The organism is Nocardioides seonyuensis (genome assembly GCF_004683965.1).
Lineage (GTDB): Bacteria > Actinomycetota > Actinomycetes > Propionibacteriales > Nocardioidaceae > Nocardioides > Nocardioides seonyuensis.
Genome location: NZ_CP038436.1, coordinates 992,406 through 1,017,382, shown reverse-complemented (window position 1 = coordinate 1,017,382; position 24,977 = coordinate 992,406). Strand labels below are relative to the sequence as shown.

Sequence of the window (24,977 nt, the reverse complement as noted above, 5' to 3'; positions counted from 1 at the left end):
CACGCCGACCATGGTGCGCTATCTCTACAAAGTCATGTAAGTTACGCGACATTGTTCAGATCAACCCGACACCTCCTCGGTCCGCCCGGGGGGTGATGAAAGCGAGACCGCAATGACGATTCGCCTGCGGGCGGCCACGGCCGCCTCACTCACCGGCCTGCTGGCGCTCGCTGCCTGCTCGGCCGGCGCCGACTCCTCCACCGACGCGGAGACGATCAAGATCGTCGGGTTCGCCGTGCCCGAGGCCGCCAACAAGAACATCGCCGCGGAGTTCAACAAGACCGACGAGGGCAAGGGCGTCTCGTTCGAGACGTCGTACGGCGCCTCGGGCGACCAGAGCCGTGCGGTCGAGGCCGGCCTGGAGGCTGACTACGTCCACTTCTCGGTGCCCACCGACGTCACTCGGCTGGTGGACGCCGGTCTCGTCGCCGACGACTGGGACTCCGGCGAGAACAAGGGCGTCGTGTCGACCTCGGTGGTGGTCTTCGGTGTCCGCGACGGCAACCCGAAGAACATCGAGACCTGGGACGACCTGATCAAGCCGGGGGTGGAGATCGTGACCCCGAACCCCGCCTCCTCAGGTGCCGCGCGCTGGAACGCGTTGGCGGCCTACGGCCAGGTGATCAGCGGCGGCGGCACCGAGGAGGAGGCCACCGACTACACCGACAAGTTCTTCGAGAACGTCGTCTCGCTCCCGGGCAGCGGCCGCGACGCCACCACCGCCTTCCTCGGCGGCACAGGTGACGTGCTGATGGCCTACGAGAACGAGGCCATCCTGGCCGCCCAGAACGGCGAGGGCTTCGAGTACGTCATCCCGGAGACCACGCTCAAGATCGAGAACGCGGGCGCCATCCTCGAGGACGCCTCGGAGCCCTCGCAGGCCTGGCTCGACTTCGTCCTGAGCGATGAGGGGCAGCGTCAGTTCGCGCTCACCGGCTTCCGGCCCATTCGTGACGACGTCGACTACGGCGGCACGGTCCAGGGCGCCAAGGACCCGTCCGACCCGTTCCCGGCAGTGCCCACCCTGCTCACGGTCGACAACGACTTCGGGGGCTGGGACGAGGTCTCCGACAAGTTCTTCGACGAGGAGGACGGCCTCGTCATGAAGGCCATCGTCGCCGCAGGGCACTCCCTCGAATGACCTCGATCGACATCTCGCAGGCCCGACCGGCGAGCACGCCTCGCCGGTCGGGCCCGCGCTCGACCCTGACCCGGTCCTCAGGCCTGGGGCTCGGCATCGCCATGACCTGGTTCAGCCTGCTGGTCCTGATCCCGCTCGCCGCCGTCGTGGTCACCGCCGCCGAGGGCGGCTGGGGAGCCTTCTGGTCGACGATCACCAATCCGCAGACCGCCGCAGCCATCAAGCTCACCGTCTACACGGCGCTCGGCGTCACCGCCGTCAACGTGGTGATGGGCCCGCTCATCGCCTGGGTGCTCGTCCGCGACCGCTTCTGGGGCAAGTCGGTGCTGGAGGTCATGATCGACATCCCGTTCGCCCTGCCGACGATCGTCGCCGGGCTGGTGCTCCTCTCCCTCTACGGCAACGACAGCCCGCTCGGCGTCAACGTCGCCAATCAGCGCTCGGCGGTGTTCCTGGCGTTCCTCTTCGTGACGCTGCCCTTCGTGGTCCGCATGGTGCAGCCCGTGCTGGAGGAGCTCGACCAGGACGTCGAGGAGGCAGCGGCGTCCCTGGGCGCCAGCCGCCTCACCACCTTCCGGCGGGTGATCCTGCCCAGCCTCGCTCCCGCCATCGCCGCGGGCGCGGCGCTCTCCTTCGCCCGGGGAGTCAGCGAGTACGGCTCGCTGGTGCTCCTCTCGGGCAACCTTCCCTTCAAGACCGAGGTGACCTCAGTGCGGATCCTGAGCAGCATCGAGAACGACAACGTCGCGGCCGCCGCCTCGGTCGCGACGATCCTGCTGATGATCTCGCTCGCGGTGATCGTGCTCCTCGACGTGATCCAGAGGCGGGTGTCGGCCCGTGACTGACACGCTCGTCCGCCCGGTCGACGAGCCTGCGCGGGCGCCGGAGCGCACCCGACGGCCGCGGCCGACCGCGACGGCGTACGTCCTGCGACTCGTCGCCACGACCTATCTCTTCCTCCTCGTCGCCTGGCCGGTGTCCCTGGTGGTGCTGAACACCTTCGACGGTGGCCTGGCTTCGGTGCAGGGGCTCTTCGACGACCCCGACGTCGTGTCCGCCCTCCGGCTGAGCGCCTACGTGGCCGTGGTGTCGGTGGTGGTCAACACCCTGTTCGGCGTCGGGGTCTCCCTGCTCCTGGTGCGCCAGGAGTTCCCGGGGAAGCGGGTCCTCAACGCCCTGCTCGACCTCCCCCTGTCCGTCTCGCCCATCGTGGTCGGGCTCGCGCTCGTCCTCGTGTACGGCGGTCGCAACGGGTGGTTCGGCCCGACGCTCCAGGGCTGGGGCTTCACGGTCATCTTCTCCACCCCGGGGATCATCATGGCGACCACGTTCGTCGCCCTGCCGCTGATGATCCGCGAGGTCGTGCCGGTGCTGGAGGAGATAGGCACCGAGCAGGAGCAGGCGGCCGAGAGCCTCGGCGCCAGCGCCGGACAACGGTTCTGGCGCATCACCCTGCCGTCCATCAAGTGGGGGGTGATCTACGGCGTCGTGCTCACGCTCGCGCGGTCGCTCGGTGAGTTCGGGGCGGTCAAGGTGGTCTCGGGCAACGTCCTGGGCCAGACCCGGACGGCGACGCTCGTGGTGGAGGAGAAGTACCTCAACTTCGACCAGCAGGGCGCCTACGCGACCGCATTCCTCCTGGCGATGGTCTCCGTCGCCTGCATCGTCGTCGTGGCGATCATCCGTCCCAAGAACCAGCACTGAAAGGTCCACGCATGAGCATCGAGGTCTCCGGCCTGAACAAGTCCTTCGGCGACTTCGTCGCCCTCGACGACGTCAACGTCTCCCTCCCGACCGGTCAGCTCACGGCCCTCCTGGGCCCCAGCGGCGGTGGGAAGTCCACCCTGCTGCGCATCATCGCGGGCCTCGAGAAGGCCGACAGCGGGGCGGTCACCATCGAGGGCGTCGACGCCACCCACCTCCCCGCGCAGAAGCGCAACGTGGGCTTCGTCTTCCAGCACTACGCGGTCTTCAAGCACATGACCGTCGCCAAGAACGTCGCCTTCGGCCTCGAGATCCGCAAGCGGCCCAAGGCGGAGGTCACCCGTCGCGTCGACGAGCTGCTGGAGCTCGTCCACCTCTCGCAGTTCGGCCACCGGCTCCCCTCCCAGCTCTCCGGCGGCCAGCGCCAGCGGATGGCGCTGGCCCGGGCGCTCGCCGTGGAGCCCACGGTCCTGCTGCTCGACGAGCCGTTCGGGGCCCTGGACGCCAAGGTCCGCCGCGAGCTGCGCGACTGGCTGCGGCGGCTCCACGACGAGGTGCACGTGACCACCGTCTTCGTGACCCACGACCAGGAGGAGGCCCTCGAGGTCGCCGACGAGATCGTGGTCATCAACGAGGGCCGGGTCGAGCAGGTGGGAACCCCTGACCAGCTCTACGACGAGCCTGCCAACGACTTCGTGATGTCGTTCCTCGGCGAGGTCACCCACCTCGGGGGCGTGACGCTGCGGCCCCACGACGTCGACGTCTCCCTGGCGTCCAGCACCGCGGGGGCCGTCGAGGCGACGATCACCCGGTTGCTGCGGGTCGGCTTCGAGGTGCGGATCACCGCCCGGACCGTCACCGGCGAGGACGTCGCCGTCGTCATGACCCGCACCCACGCCCGGGCGCTGGGACTCGCCGAGGGTGCGCGCGTCTGGCTCACGCCCACGCCGGGGGCCAAGGTGGTACGACGCATGGAGCTCGTCGGCTGACCCCTATCGTTTGACGGGTGCCAGACCTGCCAGCCGGTGAGCCCGTCGTGACCGCTGCCGACGTCGACGACGCCGCCGCTCGACTCGTGGGAGTCGTGGAGACGACGCCGCTCCACCGCAACCAGCGACTCTCCGCGGCCTACGGCTGCGAGGTGCTGCTCAAGCGCGAGGACCTGCAGCAGGTCAGGTCCTACAAGGTGCGCGGCGCCCACAACCTCATCCTCCAGCTCGACGACGAGGCACGGTCGCGCGGAGTGGTGTGCGCCAGCGCCGGCAACCACGCCCAGGGATTCGCGGTCGCCTGCGCGAGCCTCGGCGTCGACGGCACCGTCTTCGTCCCTGCGACCACGCCACGCCAGAAGCGCGAGCGGATCGCGGTGCTGGGTGGCGACCGGGTCGTCGTACGCATCGTGGGGGACACCTACGACGACGCGTCCGAGGCCGCCGTGCGGCATGCGGCCGACACCGGCGCGACGCTCGTGCACGCCTTCGACGACCCGCGCACGGTCGCGGGGCAGGGCACCGTGGTCGCCGAGGCGTTCGCCCAGCTCGGTCGCGCGCCCGACGTGGTCGTCGTACCCGTCGGCGGGGGCGGCCTGCTCGCCGGCGTGGTCGCCTGGCTGGCCGGCCACCACCCGCAGGTCGAGGTCGTCGCGGTCGAACCCGGAGGAGCCGCCTCGCTCGCAGCGGCGCTCGCCGCCGGCGGGCCGGTCGACCTTCCCGAGGTCGACACCTTCGTCGACGGTGCTGCCGTGCGCCGCGCCGGGCGGACGCCGTACGACGTCATCGCCGGCGCTGTCCCGGGAAGCCCGCCGCTCACCGTCGTGTCCGTGCCCGAGGGGCGCGTGTGCCAGGAGATGCTGGCGCTCTACCAGTCCGACGGGATCATCGCCGAGCCTGCCGGGGCACTGCCGACTGCCGCCCTCGGCCACGCGTGGACGCCTGAGCCCGGCGCCGAGGTGCTGTGCATCCTCTCGGGCGGCAACAACGACGTGTCGCGCTACGCCGACGTCCTCGAGCGCGCGCTGCTCTGGGAGGGTCGCAAGCACTACTTCCTCGTGGAGTTCCCGCAGGAGCCGGGCGCGCTGCGCCGCTTCCTCGACGACGTGCTCGGGCCCGACGACGACATCACCCTCTTCGAGTACGTCAAGCGCTCCAACCGCGAGGTCGGGCCCGCCCTGGTCGGCATCGAGCTCGGCGACCCCGCCGACCTGCCGGCGCTGTTGGCGCGCATGGAGGCCGCGCCTCCCAAGATCGAGCGGGTCCCGCCTGACTCGCCGCTGTTCACCTTCTTGGTGTGAGGTCCGGTGATTCCACGCGCGGGGCGGCCGCAGGTAGCCTGCCGAGGTGACGATCACTGACCCCGCGGTCAGCCTGTGGGACGGTGTCGAGTCCTTCGACGCCGAGGCCGTCGACGAGGCCCTCGCCGACCTGCTTCGGGACCTGCCGCTGCAGCGGGCGGTGTCCGAGGTGATCCTGCCGTTCCTCCAGGAGATCGGCGACCGGTGGGAGAGCGGCACGCTGTCGGTGGCGCACGAGCACTTCTTCACCAGCCTGCTGACCCGACGTCTCACGACCCTCGCCACCTCCTCGGCCACGAGGCGGGTCGGCGCCCCGGTGGTCATCCTCGGCTGCCCGCCGGGTGAGCGGCACGAGATCGCGCTGCTCTGCTTCGGCTTGCTGCTCGGCGAGCAGGGCTGTCGGGTGCGCTACCTCGGGGCGGACACGCCGGTCACGGCGATCGTGGGGGCCGCGCGCACCTCGGCCGCGGACGCCGTGGTGCTGGCGGCCACGCGTCGTACGGCGCTCACGGCGCACGCCTCGGCCCTGCGCAAGCTCGGCGAGCGGCACACGGTCTACGTCGCCGGGCGGGGGGCCGACCACGAGGTCGCCCATCTCGTCGGCGCGCAGCTCCTCCCGCCCGACCCGGTGGCCGCGGTCGGTGCGCTGGCCGTCCGTGGCACGCCTCAGGGGTGAGCCTCAGCCCGAGGGGGCAGGAGCGCGGGCTGCGGCCGAGTCGGTGAGGTCGAGACCCATCGGAGAATGCGTCGGTATCTCCCCCGCGGCAACCACCGCCGCCGTGATCGGGCGCAGTGCCCCGAGCAGCTCATCGACCCGCGCTTCTCCCAGGTGGTCGAACGCCGTCCACGCCAGTGCGTCCGTCCGGTCCTCGATCGTCTGCTTGGTGGCGGCTCCCGACTCGGTGAGGCCACCGGAGCCGGCAACGAGTCCGCGCTCCTGCAGGCGGTCGAGGATGCTCCTCCACTCCTCGGCGCCGAGGTTGCGTGCGGTGACGTACACCTCCTCCGAGGTGCCGCTGTGGAGCGCATGGAGCACGTGGGACTCGCGACCGCTGATCCCGGCAGCGACGAGCGCAGCGACGTGGGCGTCCCCTCGGTGCTCCCGCAGCAACGTGGCGGCGTGCCACAACCGGGCGAGCGGCTTCTCCGGCTCGGGGATCGTCCGGTTCGCAGCGAAGAGCGGTCGACCCTCCATCGGCGCCGACGAGGCAGCCGCACTGGCGATCTCGGCGGCCCGAGCGACAGCCGGTGCCTGCGCGAGGTCGCCGAGATGGCGAGTCAGCGCAGCGACGGAACCCGCCTCCCGGGCCTCCAGCGCGGCTCCTGGCGGAGCGAACGCCCAGGCGTCGGGAAGCGCGCGACTCACGTGCTCGAACGCGAAGTTGTAGAACAGCGCGTGCACCAGCTCTGCGGACACCGGCCCGAGCGGCGCTGCCCGGCCCGCGAAGTAGCCCATCCAGAAACCGCGATAGCCCGCGTGCTTCAGCGCAGCCAAGGGCTCGGGCGAGAAGTAGGTGACCGCGTGGATGGGTTCGAGCAGCAGCCACAGCTCTCGCGCTCTTCGAGGGCCGGGGTGGGGCATGGGGCCGGTCTACTCGCTACCGGACGCTGTGGTCCAGCGAGTGCGTTCGGGGTCACACGCCACGAGCGGGCTGGTGGGTGCCTGAGTACGGGTACCGATGCCACCCGTGCCGTCCCTCACGAGGCTGGGAGTGCTCGCCGACTCATCACTCGCTCCAGGAGGCACCCCGTGGCTGATCGCACGTTTCCTGTCCAGCACGAGAAAGGCCCGAGGTCGCTGGGGCTCCTGACATGGCTGGGTGTCGCGTTCGTCGCGCTGGTTGTCGTCCTCGCCGGCGTCGGCGCCCTCGAGCTGCTCCGTGGTGCGCGCGAGTCGGCCGAAGAAGACCCGATGGGCGGTATGGGCATGTGGGGCGTCATCGCGCTGGCGGTCGTCGGGGGAGTCCCCGCGATCCTGACGACGCTGGGTCTTGCGGTCTCGTGGTGGTGGCCCAGGGCCACGACCGTCCTCGTCGCGTCGAGTGCAGCCTGGATCGTCGTGTGCGGCCTGTTCTGGATCCAGCGCGTCGGCATCCCGATCTGACCAGCGGGACGTCAGTCGGCGCCGGCCTCGCGGTGGATCCGCGACCGGAACTGCGCCAGGTCCAGTCCGTAGGTCGGGCCGCCGGCGGCGGCGTAGCGCTCGAGCCGGCCGTTGCCACGCTCGAGCAGCCGCCGGGCGCCGGTGGTGTTGCCGCGCAGCGCGTGGGTCAGCCCGACGCACAGCTGGGCCAGTCCCTGCCAGAGATCGTGCTCGACCGCGGGAGCGTTCTTCCAGCGGGCCTCGAAGACCTCGTGGGCCGAGAACGGCCGCCCCCGGTCGAGCAGCTCGAGGGCGAACCGCACCGTCTCCAGCGGCGGCAACGGGTCCTCCGAGACCGGCTCCACCCCCGTGGCGTCGTACGGCAGGGGTCGGCCGAGCTCGTCGCGGGGCCTGGCCTGGCGCGGCCGGCCCTGCTCGTCGCGGTCCCTGGCCACCATGATCAGCGGTAGTTGGTGAACTGGACCGCGAAGTCGAGGTCCTGCTCCTTGACGAGCTTCTGGACCGCCTGGAGGTCGTCGCGCTTCTTGGAGGAGATGCGCAGCTCGTCGCCCTGGATCTGCGCCTTCACGCCCTTGGGGCCCTCGTCGCGGATGAGCTTGGAGATCTTCTTGGCGTCCTCGGAGGTGATGCCCTCCTTGAGCGTGATGTCGATCTTGGAGACCTGGCCCGACTGCCGCGGCTCGGAGGCGTCGAGGATCTTCAGGCTCTGGTTGCGCTTGATCAGCTTGTCCTTGAAGACGTCGAGCACGGCGCTGGCCCGGTCGTCGGCGCTGGCGCTGATCTCGATCGCCTGCTCGCCCTTCCACTCGATGGTGGCCCCGGTGCCCTTGAAGTCGAAGCGGGTCGCGACCTCGCGAGCGGCTTGTCCGAGCGCGTTGTCGACCTCCTGCCGGTCGAGTTTGCTCACGATGTCGAAGCTCGAGTCAGCCATGTCTACCTCCCGGCCGGGTCCCCCCGGCGATTCGATCCGGTGTGGTGCCTGCGCTATTCTTCCGTCTTGTTCTCAGCCCCCTCAACGGGGGTCGAGCACAACATGGCAGATTGCCCGAGCGGCCAATGGGAGCGGACTGTAAATCCGTCGGCTTACGCCTTCGAAGGTTCGAATCCTTCATCTGCCACTGAGCCCCGCCCGGTGCGGGGCTCAGGTCATTTCGGGGTGGCTCAGTCCTTGCGGAGCCATCTTGCTGAGCCGTTGTGCGAGGTACGGCGCCGTCGCGCTGCCTTCGACCAGCGCGACCTCGGCCGGTGTCCCGGTGGCGATCACCTGCCCGCCCGCGTCCCCTCCTCCTGGCCCGAGGTCGATGACCCAGTCGGCGGTGGCGATGGCGTCGAGGTTGTGCTCGACGAGCACCACCGTGTTGCCGGCGTCGACGAGCCGGTGCAGCTGGCGCAGCAGCAGCGCGACGTCGGAGGGGTGCAGCCCCGTGGTCGGCTCGTCGAGGAGGTAGAGCGCGTGGCCGCGGCGTGCCCGCTGGAGCTCGGTGGCGAGCTTGATGCGCTGAGCCTCTCCACCGCTGAGCTCGGTCGCGGGCTGGCCCAGTCGCAGGTAGCCCAGTCCCACGTCGCGCAGCGTCTCGAGGCTGCGCGCCGCGGCCGGCACGTCGGCAAGGAACGTCGCGGCCAGGTCAACCGGCATGGCCAGCAGCTCTGCGACGTTCGTGCCGCGGTAGGTGATCTCGAGGGTCTCGGCGTTGTAGCGGGCGCCGTGGCACGTCGGGCACGGGGCGTAGGTGCCGGGCAGGAAGAGCAGCTCGACCGCGACGAAGCCCTCGCCCTGGCAGGTCTCGCAGCGTCCCTCGGGCACGTTGAAGGAGAAGCGCCCAGCGCCGTAGCCACGGGCCCGGGCCGCGTCGGTGGCGGCGTACAGCTTGCGCACCGCGTCGAACATCCCGGTGTAGGTCGCGAGGTTCGACCGCGGCGTGCGGCCGATCGGACGCTGGTCGACGAGCACCAGCCGATCGAACGACTCGAGGGCTTTCGGGTCGTCGGCGAGCACCTGGCTGACCAGGGTGGACTTGCCGGAGCCTGACACCCCCGTGACGGCGGTCAGGACACAGAGGGGGATCTCGACGGACACGTCGCGCAGGTTGTGGCGGGACACTCCGGTCAGCTCCAGCCAGCCCTGCGGGGTGCGGACGTCGTGAGCCAGCTCCTCGGCGCGTCCGAAGAGATGCGCGCTGGTCGCGGACTCGGCGACGTCCTCGAGCCCCGCGACAGGACCGCTGTAGAGCACCCGGCCCCCGGCCTCGCCCGCACCCGGGCCGATGTCGACGACCCAGTCGGCGCGGCGTACGACGTCGAGGTCGTGCTCCACGACGAAGAGCGAGTTGCCGGACGCCGTCAGCCGATCGAGAACGTCGAGGAGTGGCTGGGCATCCGCGGGGTGCAGGCCAGCGGACGGCTCGTCCAGGACGTAGACGACCCCGAACAGCCCGGAGCGCAGCTGGGTGGCGATCCGCAGACGTTGCGCCTCGCCCGGCGAGAGCGTCGTCGAGCTGCGTCCGAGGCTGAGGTAGCCCAGCCCCAGGTGCAGGAGCACCTCCACCCGGGCCAGCAGGTCGGCACAGATCCGGACCGCGACCTCCCCCATCTCCTCCGGGGCGGCCGCGATGGGCCGGAGCATCTCGACGAGGTCGACGAAGGGGAGCTGGTTGACCTCGGCTATGGATCGGCCGGCGAAGCTGACCGCGATGGCCTCGGGACGCAGCCCACTGCCGCGGCAGTCGGGGCAGGGCGCGTCCTCGACGTACCGAAGGGCACGCTCGCGCATCCGCTCGCTCTTGGAGTCGGCGAGCGTGTGCATGACGTGCTTGCGCGCGCTCCAGAACTTGCCGTAGTAGCCGTGGTCGATCCGGTCGCGCTGGGGCTTGATCAGGACGGAGGGCTGCTCGTCGGTGAAGAGCAGCCAGTCGCGGTCCTTCTTGTTCAGCCTGCTCCACGGCCGGTCGATGTCGATGCCCAGACCGGTGACGATGCTGCGCAGGTTGGCGCCCTGCCAGGCCCCGGGCCATGCGGCGATGGCCCCGTCGCGGATGCTCAGCGACCGGTCCGGGACGAGCAGCTCCTCGGTGACGTCGTGCACGACACCCAGGCCGTGGCAGCGTGGGCAGGCGCCAGCGACAGTGTTGGGGGAGAACGCCTCAGCTGCGAGGTGGTCCGCACCCGGCGGGTAGTCGCCCGCCCGGGAGTAGAGCATCCGCAGGAGGTTGGAGAGCGTGGTGATGGTTCCCACCGACGATCGGGACGTCGCCGCTCCGCGACGCTGCTGGAGGGCCACGGCAGGTGGGAGCCCGGTGATCTCCTGGACGTGCGGCGCACCGACCTGCTGCAGCAGTCGTCGTGCGTAGGGCGCCACGGACTCGAAGTAGCGGCGCTGTGCCTCGGCGTACAACGTGCCGAACGCCAGCGAGGACTTGCCCGAGCCGGAGACACCGGTGAACGCGACCATGGCGTCGCGGGGGATGTCGACGTCGACGTTGCGCAGGTTGTGCTCGCTGGCGCCGCGGACGCGAACGAAGGGGTCGCCCGGGTCAGTGGTCATCGGTCCTCCGTACCCAGCCGGGCACGGTCGACCCACCGTGACATCCTGACCCGGTGACGGCCGCCCAGCTCCACGACATCGGCAAGCGCCGGGCCTGGGTGATCTGGCTCGTGGCGCTCTCGGTCTACGCCCTCGCCGTCTTCCACCGCAGCTCCCTCGGAGTCGCCGGCATCATGGCCAGCGAGCGTTTCGACATCAACGCCACGAGTCTGGCGCTGTTCACCGTGCTGCAGCTCGTGGTCTACGCGGGGATGCAGGTCCCGGTCGGGGTGATGCTGGACAGGTTCGGTTCGCGGGCGATGCTGCTCGGCGGCCTGGTGCTGATGACAGCGGGTCAGCTCGTCTTCGCCTGGAGCACGTCCTTCAGCGGGGCCGTGCTCGCCCGGGCGGTGCTCGGGGCCGGTGACGCGATGGTCTTCGTCAGTGTGATCCGGCTGGTCACGTCGTGGTTCCTGGTCCGGCAGGCGCCGATGGTGACGCAGCTGACGGGACTCACCGGCCAGCTCGGTGCGATCGTGGCCGCAGCCCCGCTCGCGCTGCTCCTCGACGCGCTCGGCTGGACAGGAGCCTTCGCAGCGGCGTCCTCCGTGGGAGTGGTCCTGCTGGTCGCCGTCCTGGTGTTCGTCAAGGACTCGCCCTACGCCCGCGACGACCAGGTCGTGATCATCAAGCTGCGCGCGCTGGCCCAGTCGGTGCGCACCGTCTGGGGCAACCCGGGCACCCGGTTGGGCATGTGGTCCCACTTCACCTCGCAGTTCTCCGCGACGGTCTTCGGACTGCTGTGGGGCTTCCCGTTCCTGGTGGCGGGGCTCGGCTGGTCCGAGAAGTCGGCGAGCACGTTGCTGATGGCGATGGTGGCGTGGGCGGCGGCCAGCGGCCTGGGTGTCGCCCGCCTGGTGCTGCGCCTGCCCTACTGGCGCTCCATGATCGTGATCGTCGTCGTCGCCGTGATGGCGACCCTCTGGGCGCTGGTGCTGCTCTGGCCCGGCGCTCCGCCCGACTGGGTCGTCGTCATGACGGTCTTCGCCACGGCCACCGGGGGACCGGCCTCCATGGTGGCGTTCGACCTGGCCCGCTCCTTCACGCCGGTGCAGGAGATGGGGCGGGCCAACGGCCTCGTCAACATCGGCGGGTTCACCGCCTCGCTGCTCGCCATGGCGATCATCGGCGTCGTCCTCGATCTCGTGGAGCCGCGGGGGATGGCGTCGTACACCCTCGACGACTTCCGGCTCGCCTTCGCGACGCAGTACCTCTTCTGGGGTTTCGGCATCGTCCAGGTGCTGCGCTACAGACGGCGCGGCATCGAGCACCTCGAGCGGGTGCACCCGGGAGCCGTCGAGCAGCTCAGGGCCGGCGAGCAGTTCGTGCACCCCGGCATCGGCACCGAGGGAGTCTGATCATGGGAGCGTACGACGAGGGCGGCGACGAGGCACTGGACCGGCGACGTCTGCGCCGGGTCGTCCTGGTCGTGGCCGGGCTGAACCTCGCCTACTTCTTCGTGGAGTTCTCGGTCGCGCAGGTGGCGGGATCGATCTCGCTGCTGGCCGACAGCGTCGACTTCCTCGAGGACGCCTCGGTCAACCTGTTGATCTTCGCCGCCCTGGGGTGGCCGCTGGCCCGGCGCGCGGCGATGGGGAAGCTTATGGCGGTCGTCATCCTGGGCCCGGCGGCCCTGGCCGGGTGGGAGGCGGCCCACCGGTTCGCCGATCCGGTCGCTCCCGACGTGGTGCCGGTCGTGGTGGTCTCGCTCGGCGCCATCGTGGTCAACGGCACCAGCGCATGGCTGCTGGCCCGGGTGCGCCACCACGGCGGCTCGCTGGGCAGGGCGGCCTTCCTGTCCGCCCGCAACGACGTGCTCATCAACGCCGCCATCATCGCCATGGCCCTGGTGACGTCCTGGACGTCCTCGGGCTGGCCCGACCTGCTCCTCGGGTGCCTGATCATCGGGCTCGCGCTGCACGCCGCCCACGAGGTGTGGGAGATCAGCGAGGAGGAGCGACTGGACGCCAAGGCGCTCGCCGGGGAGCCGATCGACTGAGCCGGAGCTAGCTTGCGTCGTCCTCTAGCAACTCAGGGCAGGCGAGCGATTCGTGCATCCCAGAATCGGCACCGAGGGAGCCTGACCCTTGCGCTGCTAAAGCGGAACGTCCGAGCGCTGGGCCAGTGGGCGCACGACTGCGTACTCGTTCGCCAGTGACGCAAGGACCGCAAAACCCCAGACGCCGAGGACCCGGACTGGATGGAGGTCGGACACCGTGAGAGCAAGTGCGGCAACGATCACGGTCGGTACCAGGTAGAGCAACGCAAAGCGGATGACGACACTGGCGATGATCAGCGGCGAGGCGATAGCCACGATGAAAACCCCAGCCGGGGTGAACCGCTTCTTCTCGGCCGTGGCCCCCTTCTGTCCAAGGAGGTCACCCCGAGACGGGTCGAAGCCCAGGAGATTCACCTCGTTGCCTGCCGGCCGCGTGGGAAGCAACCGCAGGACTTGGAGGGCTGTCGCGGCGACCAGCCCGGCGAGCACACCCCATCCGATTGCAGCTGCTGGACTCAGCCCGAGCAGAAGGATGCAGGCCGCGAACACGGCCGTAGACGCCTCGACCGCAGCGACCTCGCTACGCAGATGTAGGCGTATCGTGCGTTGGCGACTCGTGAGCGTCGTCATCACGCATGCTCCTCAAGCTCGGGCTGAATCGGTCCGCAGGGATCAGTCGGGCCAGCAGCGCAACACGAGGTCGTTGACGCCCGAAGCAGACCCTAGCCATGCCGCAAGCGCTCGGCTGGCTTGGCTCACACTGGGGAACTGACCCAAGTAGCGCACCAAGGTGTACGTCGACTTGAGGATGGTGCCTGCCCTGGCGAGCTTGGCTGGGGTGAGGTTCTGGGCAATGAAGAGCGTGAGTGCGGCTCCGCACTTCGCCCAGAAGTACCAGCTCGGGTCGGCGACGATGCCATATGCGTAGTCACCACCACGGTGGTCAACCGTCTGGATCAACGTGGTCCCATCAACCTCGAAGCGAGTCGGCACCGACACGCCGTTGGCGTCAATGGCCCAGGGAGCAGGCGCGGTCGCCACGACGTGGCCTTCAGCGTCGAGTGCGGCGGCTCCGCCGTCAGCGGTCAGCTTAATCTCGGCGACATCGCCGCCGATCGGGAACTGGAACCGCTCCGGTGCCTCGATGGAGTCGATGTGGACGAGCGCACGAAGTCCAGACTCTGTGCGCTGAACGGCCACCGCAGTGTCAGTCGCAGACCCGTCTAGGAGGGTGATCGAGTCATCCCCTTGAGCAAGGTCGCGGCCCTGGGCGGGCACCTCCATGGTGAGCACGCCAGCGGGCGTCGTGGCCACAGCCGCCTGGCTCGCGGCGCCCGGAAGCTGGACGTCGACACCGCTGCCGTCTTCAGCGGTCACCGTGGTCGGTGTGGCACCTACTTCGATGAGAGCTTCCTCCATGTTCGCGAGCACGTTCGCAGGCGCCTCCACGCGGACGTCACTCGCGGTTGCCACGCCAGCGCTCTGAAGTACCACGGCTCCCGCAGTCAGAGCGGCGACGGCGAAGGTCACAGCTCTGGAACGCGGAGACCGTTCCCTTTGAGTGGAGCCAGATTCTGCACGCATGGTGAATCCTTCCGAGATGTGGACACAGACTCGTGTGTCCGAGTCGCGCGGGGTCCACCCGCTCCGACGGTCTGTTGTCGGAGCTCGCTAGCCGTGCCCCCGCCGACGGAACTCAATCGGTGTTCTCGGCACCCACACAAGCCGCATATGGGGTATGTGCCCGCAGGGAACGTGCCGCGTGTCGCGATCGCAGTACGACGTGTCGCCGGCTGGCGGTCGAGAAAGCGGCCCCTACTGGTCGACGGCGTCGTCCAGGTCGCCGGTGGGGTCGAGCGCCGACTCGTCGTCGAGGAAGCGCCCGCCACAGGCCTCGCCGTGCCAGGACACCAGCGACCAGCCGGCCTCGAAGTCGCCCTCGAGGATGATGAGGGCGGTGTTGTGGAGGGGCTCGGTGGCCGCGGGAGCACCCTGGTCGGGGAGCAGGCGCAGCGACGTCCAGGTGCGGAGGGCGGCGCCGTGGCTGACGATCAACGCGGCGTCGTGACCGGCATCGACGATGGTGCGGACCGCGGCGTCGTACCGCTCGAGGAACTCGTGGGCCGTCTCGCCGCCGGGCATCCGACGGTCGTGGTCGCCCTCGATCCAGGCGGCCACCGTCGAGATGTAGCCGTGCACGGAGTCGTGGTCGGACTGCATCTCGAAGTCGCCGGCCGCGATCTCGTGGAGGCCGTCGAGCTGGACGGGCGTCAACGACCGCGCCCGTGCCGTGGGGGTGGCGGTCTGGTGGGTGCGGACGCGGCTGGACACGTAGATCGCGTCGAGGTGCTCGTCGAGCAGCGCCTGCGCCGCCGCGGTCGCCTGGGTGTGGCCCAGGTCGGTGAGCTCGAGGCCGGGGTGGGCGGTGTCGAGCTCGCCCGAGACGTTGGCGTGCGTCTGCCCGTGACGCATCAGGAGCAGTCGCACCTCAGACCTCGCCCACGTTGAACGGGGAGGCCTTGGAGGAGGCGAGCTCGTGGATCTGGTCGAGCTCGAGGTCCTCCATCGGGGCGACTGTCCCGAGCGTGACGTGGGTGACCTCGGCACCCTGCTCCAGGGGAACGATGGTGTGGACGAGCCGGTCGTCGTAGGCGTGCACCATCGTGAAGGCCTGGTTGGCGTCCACGCCGGACACGAAGCGGTCGGGTCTCGGGACAGGGTCGGAGGTGTAGCAGCTCGCGCTGGCCACCGAGACCGGCACCCCTGCGAAGGTGGACCAGGTCGAGAAGTGCAGGTGGCCGGCCAGGATCCCGCGCACGTCGGTGCCCTCCACGACCGCAGCGAGACGGTCCTGGTCGAGCAGCTCGATCAGCTCGGCTGCGGGCAGCATCGGGAGCGGGAGCGGCGGGTGGTGCATGGCGAGGATCGTGCCGTGGGGCGCCGGCTCGGCGAGCACGTCACGCAGCCACGCCAGCTGGTCGTGGGTGAGGTCGCCGTGGTGGTAGCCCGGGACGCTGGTGTCGAGCGAGACGATGCGGAGGCCGTCGACCTCGTGCACCCGGTCCTGGGGCCGGTCGCCGGACTCGCCGAACAGCCCGCGGGCGTAGGGCTCGCGCTCGTCGTGGTTGCCCATGGTCCACACGACCTCGGCGCCCATCGCCTCGGCGGCCGGCTCGACGATCTCGCGGAGCCTGCGGTAGGCGTCGGGCTCGGCCCTGTCGGCCAGGTCGCCGGTGAAGACCAGGGCGTGGGGGCGCGGATCCACCTCGGCGAGGCGCTCCAGCACGCGAGCCAGCCCGGCCTCGGTGTCCACGACGCCGTACTGCCGGACGTTGCCGGCCAGCAGGTGCGGGTCGGAGAGGTGGGCGAGGACGTGCCTCGGCGGAGGGTACTGACCGAGCTGTCTCACGCGGGCCAGCCTAGAGGCGCGCCGTGCGTGCGGGGGCGATTCGGCCTACCACCTCGCCGAGCGAGAGCCGTCCGCCTCCGGTCGAGGGCGCGGTGTAGCGGAGCGTCACCTCGTCGCCGTCCTCGAGGAAGGTGCGCTCGCGACCGGCCACGGTGAACGGCTCCTTGCCTCCCCAGCTCAGCTCGAGGAGCGAGCCGCGCTCGTCGCGGCCCGGTCCGGAGATGGTCCCCGACCCCCAGAGGTCGCCGGTGCGGACCGTGGCGCCGTTGACGGTGGTGTGGGCGAGCATCTGGGCCGGCGACCAGTACATCGTGCGGTAGGGAGGACGTGACACGACCTCGCCGTCGAGCACCACCTCCACGTCGATGTCGAGACCGGCCGGACCGTCGACCCGGAGGTAGTCGAGCACCTCCGGGTCGTCCTGGCCCGGCAGCTCGGTCCAGGCCGCGTCGAGAGCGGCCAGCGGGGTGACCCAGTGGCTGATGGAGGTGGCGAAGGACTTGCCGAGGAACGGCCCCAGCGGGACGTACTCCCACGCCTGGATGTCGCGTGCGGACCAGTCGTTGAGCCCGACCACGCCGAAGGTGTGCCTGACGAAGTCGGCGGTGCTGACCGGCTCGCCCAGGCGGGAGGGGGTGCCGACCACGAAGCCGAGCTCGGCCTCGATGTCGAGGCGCTGGCTCGGGCCGAACGTCGGGGCCGTCGCGTCGGGCGCCTTGCGCTGCCCCTGCGGCCGGATGATCTCGGTGCCGCTCGCGACGACCGTGCCCGAACGCCCGTGGTAGCCCACCGGCAGGTGCTTCCAGTTGGGCAGCAGCGGCTCCTGGTCGGGCCGGAAGATGCGCCCGACGTTGGAGGCGTGGTGCTCGGAGGCGTAGAAGTCGACGTAGTCGCCGACCTCGATCGGCAGGTGGAGCTCGACGTCGGCGAGTCGGTGCTGGTGGTCGCCGGTCCCCAGGAGGCCGGGCAGCGAGTCGCGCAGCTCCTGCCACGCGTCGTGACCGAGCGCCATGAAGTCGTTGAGCGAGGGGCGGGCGAGCTCCGCACGTCCGGTCGCGGCCGCGAGGTCGAGCACGCGGTCCTCCAGCCGGACGCCCACGCGACGCGGGCCGTCGGCGGTCGAGAAGATGCCGTACGGCAGGTGGTCGAGGCCGAAGCCCGACGAGGACTGGGCGGTGGTCACTGAGCTCATGGCTGGGGCATCTCCAGGAGGCCGAGGGCGGTCAGGTCATCGAGCGGCTCGGTCACCGAGCACGACCCGAAGGAGGTGAACCAGCGACGGGCCGCGGACAGGTCGGTGGCCGCGAGGGTCGCCCCGTCGCGCTGCTCGAGAACCTGGGCGGCCTCTGCGGCGGAGCCGCCGTCCCAGAGGGCCTGGGTGGCGGCCATGACGTTGAGGAAGCCGTGCGCCCCGCCGCCCTCGGGGTCGTGACGGACCGCGCGGTGCAGGCCGGCCGTGGCCTTGAAGCGGGTCTCGCGGTCGAGCGCCGCGTCGATCCAGGCGGCGACCGTGCCCGAGTCAGGGACGAGGTCGTGGTCGAGGTTGCCCAGGCGGAGCTTGAGCCGGTGGTCGCAGGCCGCCACCTCGTCGGCTGCGGCGAGCCAGGCCGCCGTGGCGGGTCCGGGGATCTCGATGAAGACGGGGGCGTCGACCTCGACCGCCCGCACGGCCGCGTCGACGCGTCGCACGTTGCCGGCCAGGTCCTGCAGGTCGTTCAGCGCCAGCTCCAGCCCGGCCAGCCTGAGCCCCCGCTTCGCGGCCTGTCGTACGACGCCCTCGACGGCGCCGGCCCCGGTGCTGAGCACGACCGAGACGGGGATCGACGCCGGAACCGACCCCAGGTCGGTGTCTCGGACCACGAAGGACCCGACGAGTTCGGCGAACCACTCCTCCTGCCGCGCCTCGAACGCCGAGAGGGCGTCGTCCAGCGGCGCGTTGCCAGGAGGGAAGACCGCGGCGTCGTCGACGAGGGCGCGCCAGGGCTCCGGGAGGCTAGCGTGGGGGAGGTCTGCGGACGGTGGTGTGTCAGCGCTCACGCGTCTACTCTAGCCACCAGATAACGGACAGGCGTCCCCGATTATCGAACACTGGAGTCGCACGCATGCCTTACTACCGAGCCGTCGGAGCGTTGCCGAGGCAGCGCCACACCCAGCTGCGCACCGAGGGCGGTGACCTCCTCCGGGAGGAGCTGATGGGGGAGGAGGGGTTCTCCTCCGACTCCTCCCTGCTCTACCACCGCGGCGTCCCGAGCGCGATCACCGACAGCCAGGTGTGGGCCCTGCCCGACCAGAGCCGCACGCCCAACCACCCGCTCAAGCCGCGGCACCTCCGGCTGCAGGACCTCTTCACCGGAGAAGGCGCCGGAGCGTGCCCGGTGGAGGGTCGCCGGCTGGTCCTGGGCAACAACGACGTGCGCATCAGCTACGTCCGCACCGGGACGGAGCCCTCGCCGATCTACCGCAACGCGATCGGTGACGAGTGCGTGTTCGTGGAGGCCGGCTCGGGGACGGTCGAGACGGTCTTCGGAGTGATCGCCTACCGGGCCGGTGACTACGTCGTCGTACCCCGCTCGACCGACCACCGCTGGGTGCCCGCCGAGCCGAGCCGCCTCTACGCCATCGAGGCCAACTCCCACATCCATCCCCCGAAGCGCTACCTCTCGAGGTTCGGGCAGCTCCTCGAGCACGCGCCCTACTGCGAGCGCGACCTGCACGGCCCGACACAGACCCACGTGGTCGACGGCCAGGACGTCGACGTGCTGGTCAAGCACCGCACCAGCGCCGGTGTCGTGGGCACCCGCCTGACCTACGCCACGCACCCGTTCGACGTGGTCGGGTGGGACGGGTGCCTCTACCCCTACACCTTCAACATCGAGGACTACATGCCGATCACCGGCAAGGTGCACCAGCCGCCGCCGGTCCACCAGGTCTTCGAGGGCCACAACTTCGTGGTGTGCAACTTCCTGCCGCGCAAGGTCGACTACCACGAGCTCGCCATCCCGGTCCCCTATTACCACTCCAACGTCGACTCCGACGAGGTCATGTTCTACGTCGGCGGCGACTACGAGGCCCGCAAGGGCTCCGGCATCGGCATCGGGTCGATCAGCCTGCACCCCGGCGGCCACGCGCACGGCCCGCAGCCCAGCGCGATCGAGGCCTCGCTCGGGGTGGACTACTTCGCCGAGTCGGCCGTCATGGTCGACACCTTCGCCCCGCTCGAGCTCGGTGAGGGTGGTCTCGCGGTCGAGGACCCGTCCTACGCCTGGTCGTGGGCCGGCCGTGGCCCCGACGCCCCCGGTGACGACGGCGGCCCGGCGGTGTTCAGCAATTCCTGATCCGCGGCCAGTGGAGAGCAGACTGCGCTCGTGACGACCGACCTCGACCGCAGCTCGCGCCGGGCACTGGTCGGGATCCCGGTCGTCCTGGCGATGCTCGCAATGATCGGGCCGTTCAGCATCGACACGCCCTTCCCGGCCTTCGACTCGATGGAGCGCGACTTCTCCGTGGGGTCCGGCGAGATGCAGCTCGTCGTCACGACCTACATGCTCGCCTTCGCCGCGGTGAGCATCTTCCACGGGCCGCTCTCCGACGCGATCGGTCGACGGCCCGTCATCGTCGGGTCGCTGGCGGTCTACGCGCTCGCCTCCATCGCCTGCGCCTTCGCGCCGTCGCTCGCCTGGCTGCTGGTGGGCCGGGCGGTCCAGGGCGTCGCGGCGGGTGGGTCGACGATCGTGAGCCGGACCGTGATCCGCGACCTCTTCGACGGCCACGAGGCGCAGCGCCTGATGAGCCGCGTCGCGGTGATCTTCGGCCTGGCACCGGCGATCGCGCCGATCCTGGGAGGCGTGCTCCTCCAGCTCGGCCCGTGGCCCCTGGTGTTCTGGTTCATGGGGTTGCTGGGTGCCGTGCTGATCGCGGCGACGCTGCTCGTGCTTCCCGAGTCCCACCCGCCGGAGGACCGCGTGCCGCTGCGGGTGGGCGAGGTCGTCGCAGGGTTGCTGGAGGTCGGTCGCCTGGCGGCGTTCCATCGCATCGCCTGGGCCGGGACGTTCGTGTTCGCCGCGCAGTTCCTCTACATCGGCGGCGCTGCGATCTTCGTGGGCGACGTCCTGGGGATGGGTGAGCTCGACTACTGGAAGCTCTTCGTCCCGATGATCGGGGCGATGATGATCGGCTCCACCATCAGCGGCCGGACCGCCGGCGTGGTCGATCCGCACCGACTCATCGGCATCGGCTTCGGCCTGGCCATCGCCGGCGGGGCGCTCGGGGTGGCGACTGCGCTGACCCCGTGGGGCGCCTCGATGCCGTGGCCGCTGCTCGGCGTGACTGTCCTGGCCCTGGGCAACGGCCTTGCCTACCCGAACATCCAGCTGATGATGCTGGACCTGCTGCCCCGCCGACGAGGTGCCGTCATGTCGGGCGCGACCTTCGTGACGCTCTCCTTCAACGCGATCGCGGCGTTCGCCATCACGCCGTACGCCGGCACGTCGGTGCTGGGCTTCGCGCTCACCGCGCTCGCGATGGTGACCTGCGGCTACCTCCTGTGGTGGCGCCACTCCACGGTCACCCGCTCCCTCGCGGACGTCGGCTGAGGAAGGCCTGCCCCCGCTCCAGTGATCCCCGGTCAGCCGGGGCCACGAGCACGCCGCTGTCCGGCTGTAGCGTCGCGTCCCATGACGTCCGACAGGTGGTTGCGCGATCGCCGGCCGGTACGTCGCGTGGTCGCCGACGAGTCCGCACCAGAGGATCGCCGAGCCTGGCCGGCGTCCGTCCCGGCGGTCGCCCAGGTGCTGGACGAGGGGCTCGAGCTCGCCCCGGGAGTCACCCTCCTGGTCGGGGAGAACGGCAGCGGGAAGTCGACCCTCGTGGAGGCGGTCGCGATGGCGTTCGGCCTTGCTGCCGAGGGTGGCACCCGCAACGTGCAGGAGGGCACCCGCGCCACGGAGTCGCCGCTGCACGGGTGGATCAGGCTGGAACGATCGCCGGGCGCGCCCCGGTGGGGGTTCTTCCTGCGCGCCGAGACCATGCACGGCTACTTCACCCGGCAGGAGTCGTTCAGCACCGAGAATGACCCGCAGTTCCACGAGATGAGCCACGGCGAGTCGTTCCTGGAGGTCCTGCGCACGCGCTTCGACTCTCCCGGCCTCTACTGCCTCGACGAGCCGGAGGCAGCGCTGTCGTTCAGCGCCCAGATCGCCCTGGTCGGGACGCTCCACGACCTGGCTGCGGCCGGGGCGCAGGTGCTCTGCGCCACCCACTCACCGCTGCTGGCAGCCCTGCCCGGGGCGCGGATCCTCGAGATCGGGCCGTGGGGCGTCCGTGAGGCTGTCTGGGAAGAGCTCGAGCTCGTCGCCCACTGGCGGCGCTACCTCGAGCACCCCATGCGATACCTGCGCCACGTCATCGACCCCGTGTGACGGCGGCAAGATCGAGCGCCCGTCAGTCGATGCTGGCGTAGTCGGTGTAGCCCTCGGCGTCGCCGCCGTAGAAGGTGTCCGGCACGGGCTCGTTGAGGGGCAGGTTCTTCTCGAGCCGACGCGGCAGGTCGGGGTTGGCGATGAAGGAACGGCCGAAGGCTGCCGCGTCGATGAACCCCGCGTCGAGCAGGCGCCTGGCCTTGTCCAGGTCGTAGCTGCCGGCGCCGACGATCGGACCGGGGTGGGCCTCGCGCAGCGCCGCCCGGAAGTCGTCGTCGAGCGCGGGGCCGCCCGCCCAGTCGGGCTCCGAGAGGTGCAGGAAGGCCAGGTCGCGGCCGGCGAGCTCGCGGGCGACGTAGAGCCCAGCCTGCTCGCCCTCGGGGTCCTCGAGGCCGTTGAAGCGACCGATGGGGGAGATCCTGATGCCGACGCGGTCAGGCGACCACTCGTCGACCACCGCGTCGACGACCTCGAGCATCAGCCGGGCGCGGTTCTCGCGGGGGCCGCCGTACAGGTCGGTGCGCTGGTTGCTGTCGGCTGCGAGGAACTGGTGCAGCAGGTAGCCGTGGGCGCCGTGGATCTCGACGAGGTCGAAGCCGGCCTCGCGGGCGTTGACCGTGGCCCTGCGGTAGTCCTCGACGACTCGTGCGACCTCGTCGGTGTCGAGTGCGCGGGGGTGGGGCAGTCGACGCGAGTGGGTCGGCCGTCCTCACCGCGCACGCTCGTCCGGTTGCGGTACGACACCGCGCTCGCCGAGACCGGCAGGTCACCACCGTGGAACGACTCGTGCGACACCCGCCCCACGTGCCACAGCTGGGCGGCGATCAGCCCGCCGGCGTCGTGCACGGCGTCGGTGATCCGGCGCCAGCCTGCGACCTGCTCCTCGCTGTGGATGCCGGGGGTGTCCATGTAGCCCTTGCCCTCCGGGCTGATCTGCGTGCCCTCGGAGACGATCAGGCCGGCGCTGGCCCGCTGGACGTAGTAGTCCCGCATCAGGTCGTTGGGGACGTCTCCGGGGACGGTCGCACGCATCCGGGTGAGAGGCGCCATGAAGACGCGGTTGGCGGTCTTGACCGCGCCGAGGGCCAGGGGCTCGAAGAGAGAGGTCACGCCTGGCCGCAACCGTGCGGGGGAGGGTGCTATTCCTGCCAGCAGGCCGGGATCGTCGCATCCGTCGGCGCACCCGGTTGAGCGGCGGCCTACTATCCAAGGACGAACCCTCTCCAGTCCGGAGCCGAGGCAGCTGAGCTGATGACCAACCCCGACCGTCGCCCCGACGAGGTCACCCTGTCCTCCGGTGACGAGCCGCGCGGGGTCCAGGTGATGACTCCCCGCGAGGTCCCGTTGGGGGGCCCGCGGGCGATGCACGTACGACGCACGCTGCCGCAGCGCTCCCGGTCGCTGATCGGTGCCTGGTGCTTCATCGACCACTACGGCCCGGACGACGTCGAGGAGACCGGGGGCATGAGCGTGGCGCCCCACCCGCACACGGGCCTGCAGACGGTGAGCTGGCTCTTCGAGGGTGAGGTCGAGCACCGCGACTCCGCCGGCAACCACGCGATGGTGCGTCCCGGCGAGCTCAACCTGATGACGGGTGGCCGGGGCATCAGCCACTCCGAGGTGTCCCCGCCGTCGACCTCCGTCCTGCACGGGGTCCAGCTCTGGGTGGCGCTCCCTGACGCGAGCCGGCACACGCCCCCGACGTTCGACCACTACGTGCCGCCCGCGGTGCGTGGACCCCGCTGGGAGGCACGGGTGTTCCTCGGTTCGGCCCTGGGGTCGACGTCCCCGGTGCCGACCCACTCGCCGCTCCTGGGCGCGGAGATCATGCTCGCCACGGGCGGGTCCCTGACGGTCGATGTCGACGACTCCTTCGAGCACGGCGTCCTGCTCGACGTCGGCCTCATCAGCGTCGACGGCGAGGAGCTCAAGCCGGGCGAGCTCGCCTACCTCGCGCCCGGACGCTCCGTGATCGAGGTGGCGGCCGGCGAGGAGGCCCGGCTGGTCCTGGTGGGCGGCCCGCCCTTCGGCGAGGAGATCGTCATGTGGTGGAACTTCGTCGGCCGCAGCCACGAGGAGATCGTCGGCTACCGCGCCGAGTGGCAGGACCAGATCACCCGCGACGGCGAGATCGTGTCCGACAGCCGCGAGGTGTCCGACGGCAGGTTCGGCGTCGTGGCCGACCAGCCGCTGCCCCCCATCCCGGCTCCGGCCCTCCCCAACGTCAGGCTCAAGCTCAGGCGCTGAGGCAGGACCGTCGAGTGTCACCGTCGTGCGCGAGGATGACGCGCATGACCCAGCCAGTGATCGGCGAGGACGGCCTCGCACGCTGCCCGTGGGCGGCCGGCGACCCCGTCAACATGGCCTACCACGACGAGGAGTGGGGGATGCCGGTCGAGGGAGAGGCGGCCCATCTCGAGCGCCTGACGCTCGAGGCGTTCCAGTCCGGGCTGTCGTGGTTGACGATCCTCAACAAGCGTCCCGCGTTCCGCGAGGTCTTCGCGGGCTTCGACGCCGACACCGTGGCGTCGTACGACGTCCACGACATCGAGCGCCTGATGGCGGAGACGCGCATCGTGCGCAACCGCCGCAAGATCGAGGCGGCCGTGGCCAACGCGCGCGCCACGGTCGCGCTGCGCGAGCGCGGCGGCCTGGTCGACCTGCTCTGGTCGTTCCGCCCCGCCGAGTCTCCGGCACCGCGGGGCACCAGCGAGCAGGTCGCCTCCACCGTCGAGAGCACGGCGCTGAGCAAGGCGCTGAAGGAGGCCGGCTTCGCACACGTCGGACCGACCACGATGCATGCGCTGATGCAGGCGGTCGGGATCATCGACGACCACCTGGTGGGTTGCCACCGTCGTGGCTGCGCCTCCCTACCGCGCTGAGCGCCGTCCCGCCCGGAGCAGGGAGCTCAGGTGGTCGAGAGGACGTCGCGGACCATCACCACGACGGGCACCAGCGTGATGACGGCGGCCGCGCTGTGCGGCCAGCCGATCTGCCAGACGAGCCACGCCGTGAGAACCAGGCCGACCACTGCGAGGACACCCATGCCGGCGCGCACGACCGGCCGTCCTTCGGGTCCGTCTCCGTCGAGGTAGCGAACGAATCCGATCAGGGTCGCCATCGCGAGCAGCAGCGCGAACATCGCAAGCACGAAGGCGCCGGCGACCTGGACGTCGTCCCCGCCGATCTCGGCGACGAGCAGGGCGCCGACGAGGAACAGTGCGGTGAGCGCCGCCCCCAACGTCGCGGCGAGCAGCAGGCGGCCCTGTGGCTCGTCCATCCAGTGTCTCCCAGAGGTTTCGGGTAGCGGGCGAAGGGATCGTAGGCCACGGA

At 70.6% G+C, this 24,977-nt stretch carries 26 protein-coding genes, 1 tRNA gene and 1 pseudogene; 15 read left to right on the top strand and 13 right to left on the bottom strand.

From position 1 onward, the window contains the following. The first annotated feature begins 112 nt into the window (after positions 1-112). Genes EXE58_RS05025 through EXE58_RS05000 form a run of 6 tightly spaced genes read left to right on the top strand, consistent with a single transcriptional unit; the run spans position 113 to position 5,811 of the window. Complete coding sequence (locus tag EXE58_RS05025) at positions 113-1,141, top strand: sulfate ABC transporter substrate-binding protein (protein WP_135266856.1); 1,029 nt, start codon at positions 113-115, stop codon at positions 1,139-1,141. Beyond that, positions 1,138-1,986 carry a sulfate ABC transporter permease subunit CysT gene (cysT, locus tag EXE58_RS05020; protein ID WP_135266855.1) on the top strand — a complete coding sequence of 283 codons (849 nt, stop codon included), beginning with the start codon at positions 1,138-1,140 and terminating at the stop codon, positions 1,984-1,986. Before EXE58_RS05025 ends, cysT begins: the two co-directional genes overlap by 4 nt. Then, the gene (locus EXE58_RS05015; RefSeq protein WP_135266854.1) at positions 1,979-2,845 is read left to right on the top strand and encodes a sulfate ABC transporter permease; all 867 of its coding nucleotides are present in this window, start codon (positions 1,979-1,981) and stop codon (positions 2,843-2,845) included. Before cysT ends, EXE58_RS05015 begins: the two co-directional genes overlap by 8 nt. Positions 2,846-2,856: 11 nt before the next feature. After that, complete coding sequence (locus EXE58_RS05010) at positions 2,857-3,834, top strand: sulfate/molybdate ABC transporter ATP-binding protein (RefSeq protein WP_135266853.1); 978 nt, start codon at positions 2,857-2,859, stop codon at positions 3,832-3,834. A gap of 17 nt (positions 3,835-3,851) precedes the next feature. Further along, positions 3,852-5,135: a threonine ammonia-lyase IlvA gene (gene ilvA / locus EXE58_RS05005; protein WP_244242428.1), complete on the top strand. Its 1,284-nt coding sequence runs from the start codon at positions 3,852-3,854 to the stop codon at positions 5,133-5,135. 46 nt (positions 5,136-5,181) lie between these two features. After that, entirely contained in the window at positions 5,182-5,811 is a 630-nt protein-coding gene (locus tag EXE58_RS05000; RefSeq protein ID WP_135266852.1) for a cobalamin B12-binding domain-containing protein, read from the top strand. Between the two features lie 3 nt (positions 5,812-5,814). Here EXE58_RS05000 and EXE58_RS04995 read toward each other — a convergent pair whose 3' ends face one another. Then, positions 5,815-6,717 carry an SCO6745 family protein gene (locus EXE58_RS04995; protein ID WP_135266851.1) on the bottom strand — a complete coding sequence of 301 codons (903 nt, stop codon included), beginning with the start codon at positions 6,715-6,717 and terminating at the stop codon, positions 5,815-5,817. Between the two features lie 168 nt (positions 6,718-6,885). On the opposite strand from EXE58_RS04995, the gene EXE58_RS04990 reads away from it, so the two are divergent. Continuing rightward, complete coding sequence (locus EXE58_RS04990; protein WP_135266850.1) at positions 6,886-7,239, top strand: hypothetical protein; 354 nt, start codon at positions 6,886-6,888, stop codon at positions 7,237-7,239. Between the two features lie 11 nt (positions 7,240-7,250). Here EXE58_RS04990 and EXE58_RS04985 read toward each other — a convergent pair whose 3' ends face one another. After that, a complete protein-coding gene (locus tag EXE58_RS04985) occupies positions 7,251-7,676 on the bottom strand; it encodes a DUF309 domain-containing protein (RefSeq protein WP_208544132.1) in 426 nt (141 codons plus the stop codon). A gap of 2 nt (positions 7,677-7,678) precedes the next feature. Further along, entirely contained in the window at positions 7,679-8,170 is a 492-nt protein-coding gene (locus EXE58_RS04980; RefSeq protein ID WP_135266849.1) for a YajQ family cyclic di-GMP-binding protein, read from the bottom strand. A gap of 104 nt (positions 8,171-8,274) precedes the next feature. On the opposite strand from EXE58_RS04980, the gene EXE58_RS04975 reads away from it, so the two are divergent. Beyond that, a tRNA-Tyr gene (locus EXE58_RS04975) sits at positions 8,275-8,357 on the top strand. 23 nt (positions 8,358-8,380) lie between these two features. On the opposite strand, the gene EXE58_RS04970 is transcribed toward EXE58_RS04975, so the two are convergent. After that, positions 8,381-10,780, bottom strand: a complete 2,400-nt coding sequence (locus EXE58_RS04970; protein ID WP_135266848.1) for an ATP-binding cassette domain-containing protein — start codon at positions 10,778-10,780, stop codon at positions 8,381-8,383. Positions 10,781-10,833: 53 nt separating this feature from the next. Here EXE58_RS04970 and EXE58_RS04965 point away from each other — a divergent pair, with 53 nt between their 5' ends. Then, on the top strand, positions 10,834-12,177 hold the full coding sequence (locus tag EXE58_RS04965; RefSeq protein WP_135266847.1) for an MFS transporter: 1,344 nt from the start codon (positions 10,834-10,836) through the stop codon (positions 12,175-12,177). A gap of 2 nt (positions 12,178-12,179) precedes the next feature. Continuing rightward, complete coding sequence (locus tag EXE58_RS04960) at positions 12,180-12,818, top strand: cation efflux transmembrane domain-containing protein (protein WP_135266846.1); 639 nt, start codon at positions 12,180-12,182, stop codon at positions 12,816-12,818. A 96-nt stretch (positions 12,819-12,914) separates the two neighbouring features. Here the strand turns inward: EXE58_RS04960 and EXE58_RS04955 are convergent, their stop codons facing one another. From EXE58_RS04955 to EXE58_RS04930, 6 genes are all read right to left on the bottom strand, one after another. Further along, on the bottom strand, positions 12,915-13,451 hold the full coding sequence (locus EXE58_RS04955; RefSeq protein WP_135266845.1) for a hypothetical protein: 537 nt from the start codon (positions 13,449-13,451) through the stop codon (positions 12,915-12,917). A gap of 39 nt (positions 13,452-13,490) precedes the next feature. Continuing rightward, positions 13,491-14,249 carry a hypothetical protein gene (locus EXE58_RS04950; protein ID WP_135266844.1) on the bottom strand — a complete coding sequence of 253 codons (759 nt, stop codon included), beginning with the start codon at positions 14,247-14,249 and terminating at the stop codon, positions 13,491-13,493. 384 nt (positions 14,250-14,633) lie between these two features. Next, the gene (locus tag EXE58_RS04945; protein WP_135266843.1) at positions 14,634-15,305 is read right to left on the bottom strand and encodes a histidine phosphatase family protein; all 672 of its coding nucleotides are present in this window, start codon (positions 15,303-15,305) and stop codon (positions 14,634-14,636) included. A 1-nt stretch (position 15,306) separates the two neighbouring features. Further along, positions 15,307-16,227 (bottom strand): metallophosphoesterase, encoded by a 921-nt coding sequence (locus EXE58_RS04940; protein ID WP_135266842.1) that lies wholly within the window; start codon positions 16,225-16,227, stop codon positions 15,307-15,309. 10 nt (positions 16,228-16,237) lie between these two features. Further along, positions 16,238-17,419 (bottom strand): fumarylacetoacetase, encoded by a 1,182-nt coding sequence (gene fahA, locus EXE58_RS04935; protein ID WP_135266841.1) that lies wholly within the window; start codon positions 17,417-17,419, stop codon positions 16,238-16,240. After that, positions 17,416-18,264 (bottom strand): hypothetical protein, encoded by an 849-nt coding sequence (locus EXE58_RS04930; RefSeq protein WP_135266840.1) that lies wholly within the window; start codon positions 18,262-18,264, stop codon positions 17,416-17,418. Before EXE58_RS04930 ends, fahA begins: the two co-directional genes overlap by 4 nt. Before the next feature lie 65 nt (positions 18,265-18,329). Between EXE58_RS04930 and EXE58_RS04925 the strand changes: the two genes are divergently transcribed. From EXE58_RS04925 to EXE58_RS04915, 3 genes are all read left to right on the top strand, one after another. Then, positions 18,330-19,562 (top strand): homogentisate 1,2-dioxygenase, encoded by a 1,233-nt coding sequence (locus tag EXE58_RS04925; protein WP_135266839.1) that lies wholly within the window; start codon positions 18,330-18,332, stop codon positions 19,560-19,562. Positions 19,563-19,592: 30 nt separating this feature from the next. Beyond that, positions 19,593-20,819, top strand: a complete 1,227-nt coding sequence (locus EXE58_RS04920; RefSeq protein ID WP_208544131.1) for a multidrug effflux MFS transporter — start codon at positions 19,593-19,595, stop codon at positions 20,817-20,819. A gap of 81 nt (positions 20,820-20,900) precedes the next feature. Further along, complete coding sequence (locus EXE58_RS04915; protein ID WP_135266838.1) at positions 20,901-21,644, top strand: AAA family ATPase; 744 nt, start codon at positions 20,901-20,903, stop codon at positions 21,642-21,644. Between the two features lie 22 nt (positions 21,645-21,666). Here the strand turns inward: EXE58_RS04915 and EXE58_RS20280 are convergent, their stop codons facing one another. Both EXE58_RS20280 and EXE58_RS20275 read right to left on the bottom strand, forming a co-directional pair. Beyond that, positions 21,667-22,329 carry an oxidoreductase gene (locus EXE58_RS20280; RefSeq protein WP_279638274.1) on the bottom strand — a complete coding sequence of 221 codons (663 nt, stop codon included), beginning with the start codon at positions 22,327-22,329 and terminating at the stop codon, positions 21,667-21,669. A 155-nt stretch (positions 22,330-22,484) separates the two neighbouring features. Next, a pseudogene (locus tag EXE58_RS20275) lies at positions 22,485-22,694 on the bottom strand (oxidoreductase); the annotation flags it as partial. Between the two features lie 201 nt (positions 22,695-22,895). Between EXE58_RS20275 and EXE58_RS04905 the strand changes: the two are divergent. Together EXE58_RS04905 and EXE58_RS04900 are read left to right on the top strand one after the other, a co-directional pair. Continuing rightward, positions 22,896-23,891: a pirin family protein gene (locus EXE58_RS04905; RefSeq protein ID WP_135266837.1), complete on the top strand. Its 996-nt coding sequence runs from the start codon at positions 22,896-22,898 to the stop codon at positions 23,889-23,891. A 44-nt stretch (positions 23,892-23,935) separates the two neighbouring features. Then, positions 23,936-24,526: a DNA-3-methyladenine glycosylase I gene (locus tag EXE58_RS04900; protein WP_208544130.1), complete on the top strand. Its 591-nt coding sequence runs from the start codon at positions 23,936-23,938 to the stop codon at positions 24,524-24,526. 26 nt (positions 24,527-24,552) lie between these two features. Here the strand turns inward: EXE58_RS04900 and EXE58_RS04895 are convergent, their stop codons facing one another. Then, positions 24,553-24,924, bottom strand: coding sequence for a hypothetical protein (locus tag EXE58_RS04895; RefSeq protein WP_135266835.1), 372 nt, complete (start codon positions 24,922-24,924; stop codon positions 24,553-24,555). Between the last annotated feature and the right edge of the window lie 53 nt (positions 24,925-24,977).

Coding starts and splice junctions, on each gene's coding strand:
- EXE58_RS05025 (WP_135266856.1), top strand. CDS start 113: ATGACGATTCGCCTGCGGGCGGCCACGGCCGCCTCACTCACCGGCCTG.
- cysT (WP_135266855.1), top strand. CDS start 1,138: ATGACCTCGATCGACATCTCGCAGGCCCGACCGGCGAGCACGCCTCGC.
- EXE58_RS05010 (WP_135266853.1), top strand. CDS start 2,857: ATGAGCATCGAGGTCTCCGGCCTGAACAAGTCCTTCGGCGACTTCGTC.
- EXE58_RS04995 (WP_135266851.1), bottom strand. CDS start 6,717: ATGCCCCACCCCGGCCCTCGAAGAGCGCGAGAGCTGTGGCTGCTGCTC.
- EXE58_RS04985 (WP_208544132.1), bottom strand. CDS start 7,676: ATGGTGGCCAGGGACCGCGACGAGCAGGGCCGGCCGCGCCAGGCCAGG.
- EXE58_RS04980 (WP_135266849.1), bottom strand. CDS start 8,170: ATGGCTGACTCGAGCTTCGACATCGTGAGCAAACTCGACCGGCAGGAG.
- EXE58_RS04970 (WP_135266848.1), bottom strand. CDS start 10,780: ATGACCACTGACCCGGGCGACCCCTTCGTTCGCGTCCGCGGCGCCAGC.
- EXE58_RS04960 (WP_135266846.1), top strand. CDS start 12,180: ATGGGAGCGTACGACGAGGGCGGCGACGAGGCACTGGACCGGCGACGT.
- fahA (WP_135266841.1), bottom strand. CDS start 17,419: ATGAGCTCAGTGACCACCGCCCAGTCCTCGTCGGGCTTCGGCCTCGAC.
- EXE58_RS04925 (WP_135266839.1), top strand. CDS start 18,330: ATGCCTTACTACCGAGCCGTCGGAGCGTTGCCGAGGCAGCGCCACACC.
- EXE58_RS04915 (WP_135266838.1), top strand. CDS start 20,901: ATGACGTCCGACAGGTGGTTGCGCGATCGCCGGCCGGTACGTCGCGTG.
- EXE58_RS04905 (WP_135266837.1), top strand. CDS start 22,896: ATGACCAACCCCGACCGTCGCCCCGACGAGGTCACCCTGTCCTCCGGT.
- EXE58_RS04900 (WP_208544130.1), top strand. CDS start 23,936: ATGACCCAGCCAGTGATCGGCGAGGACGGCCTCGCACGCTGCCCGTGG.
- EXE58_RS04895 (WP_135266835.1), bottom strand. CDS start 24,924: ATGGACGAGCCACAGGGCCGCCTGCTGCTCGCCGCGACGTTGGGGGCG.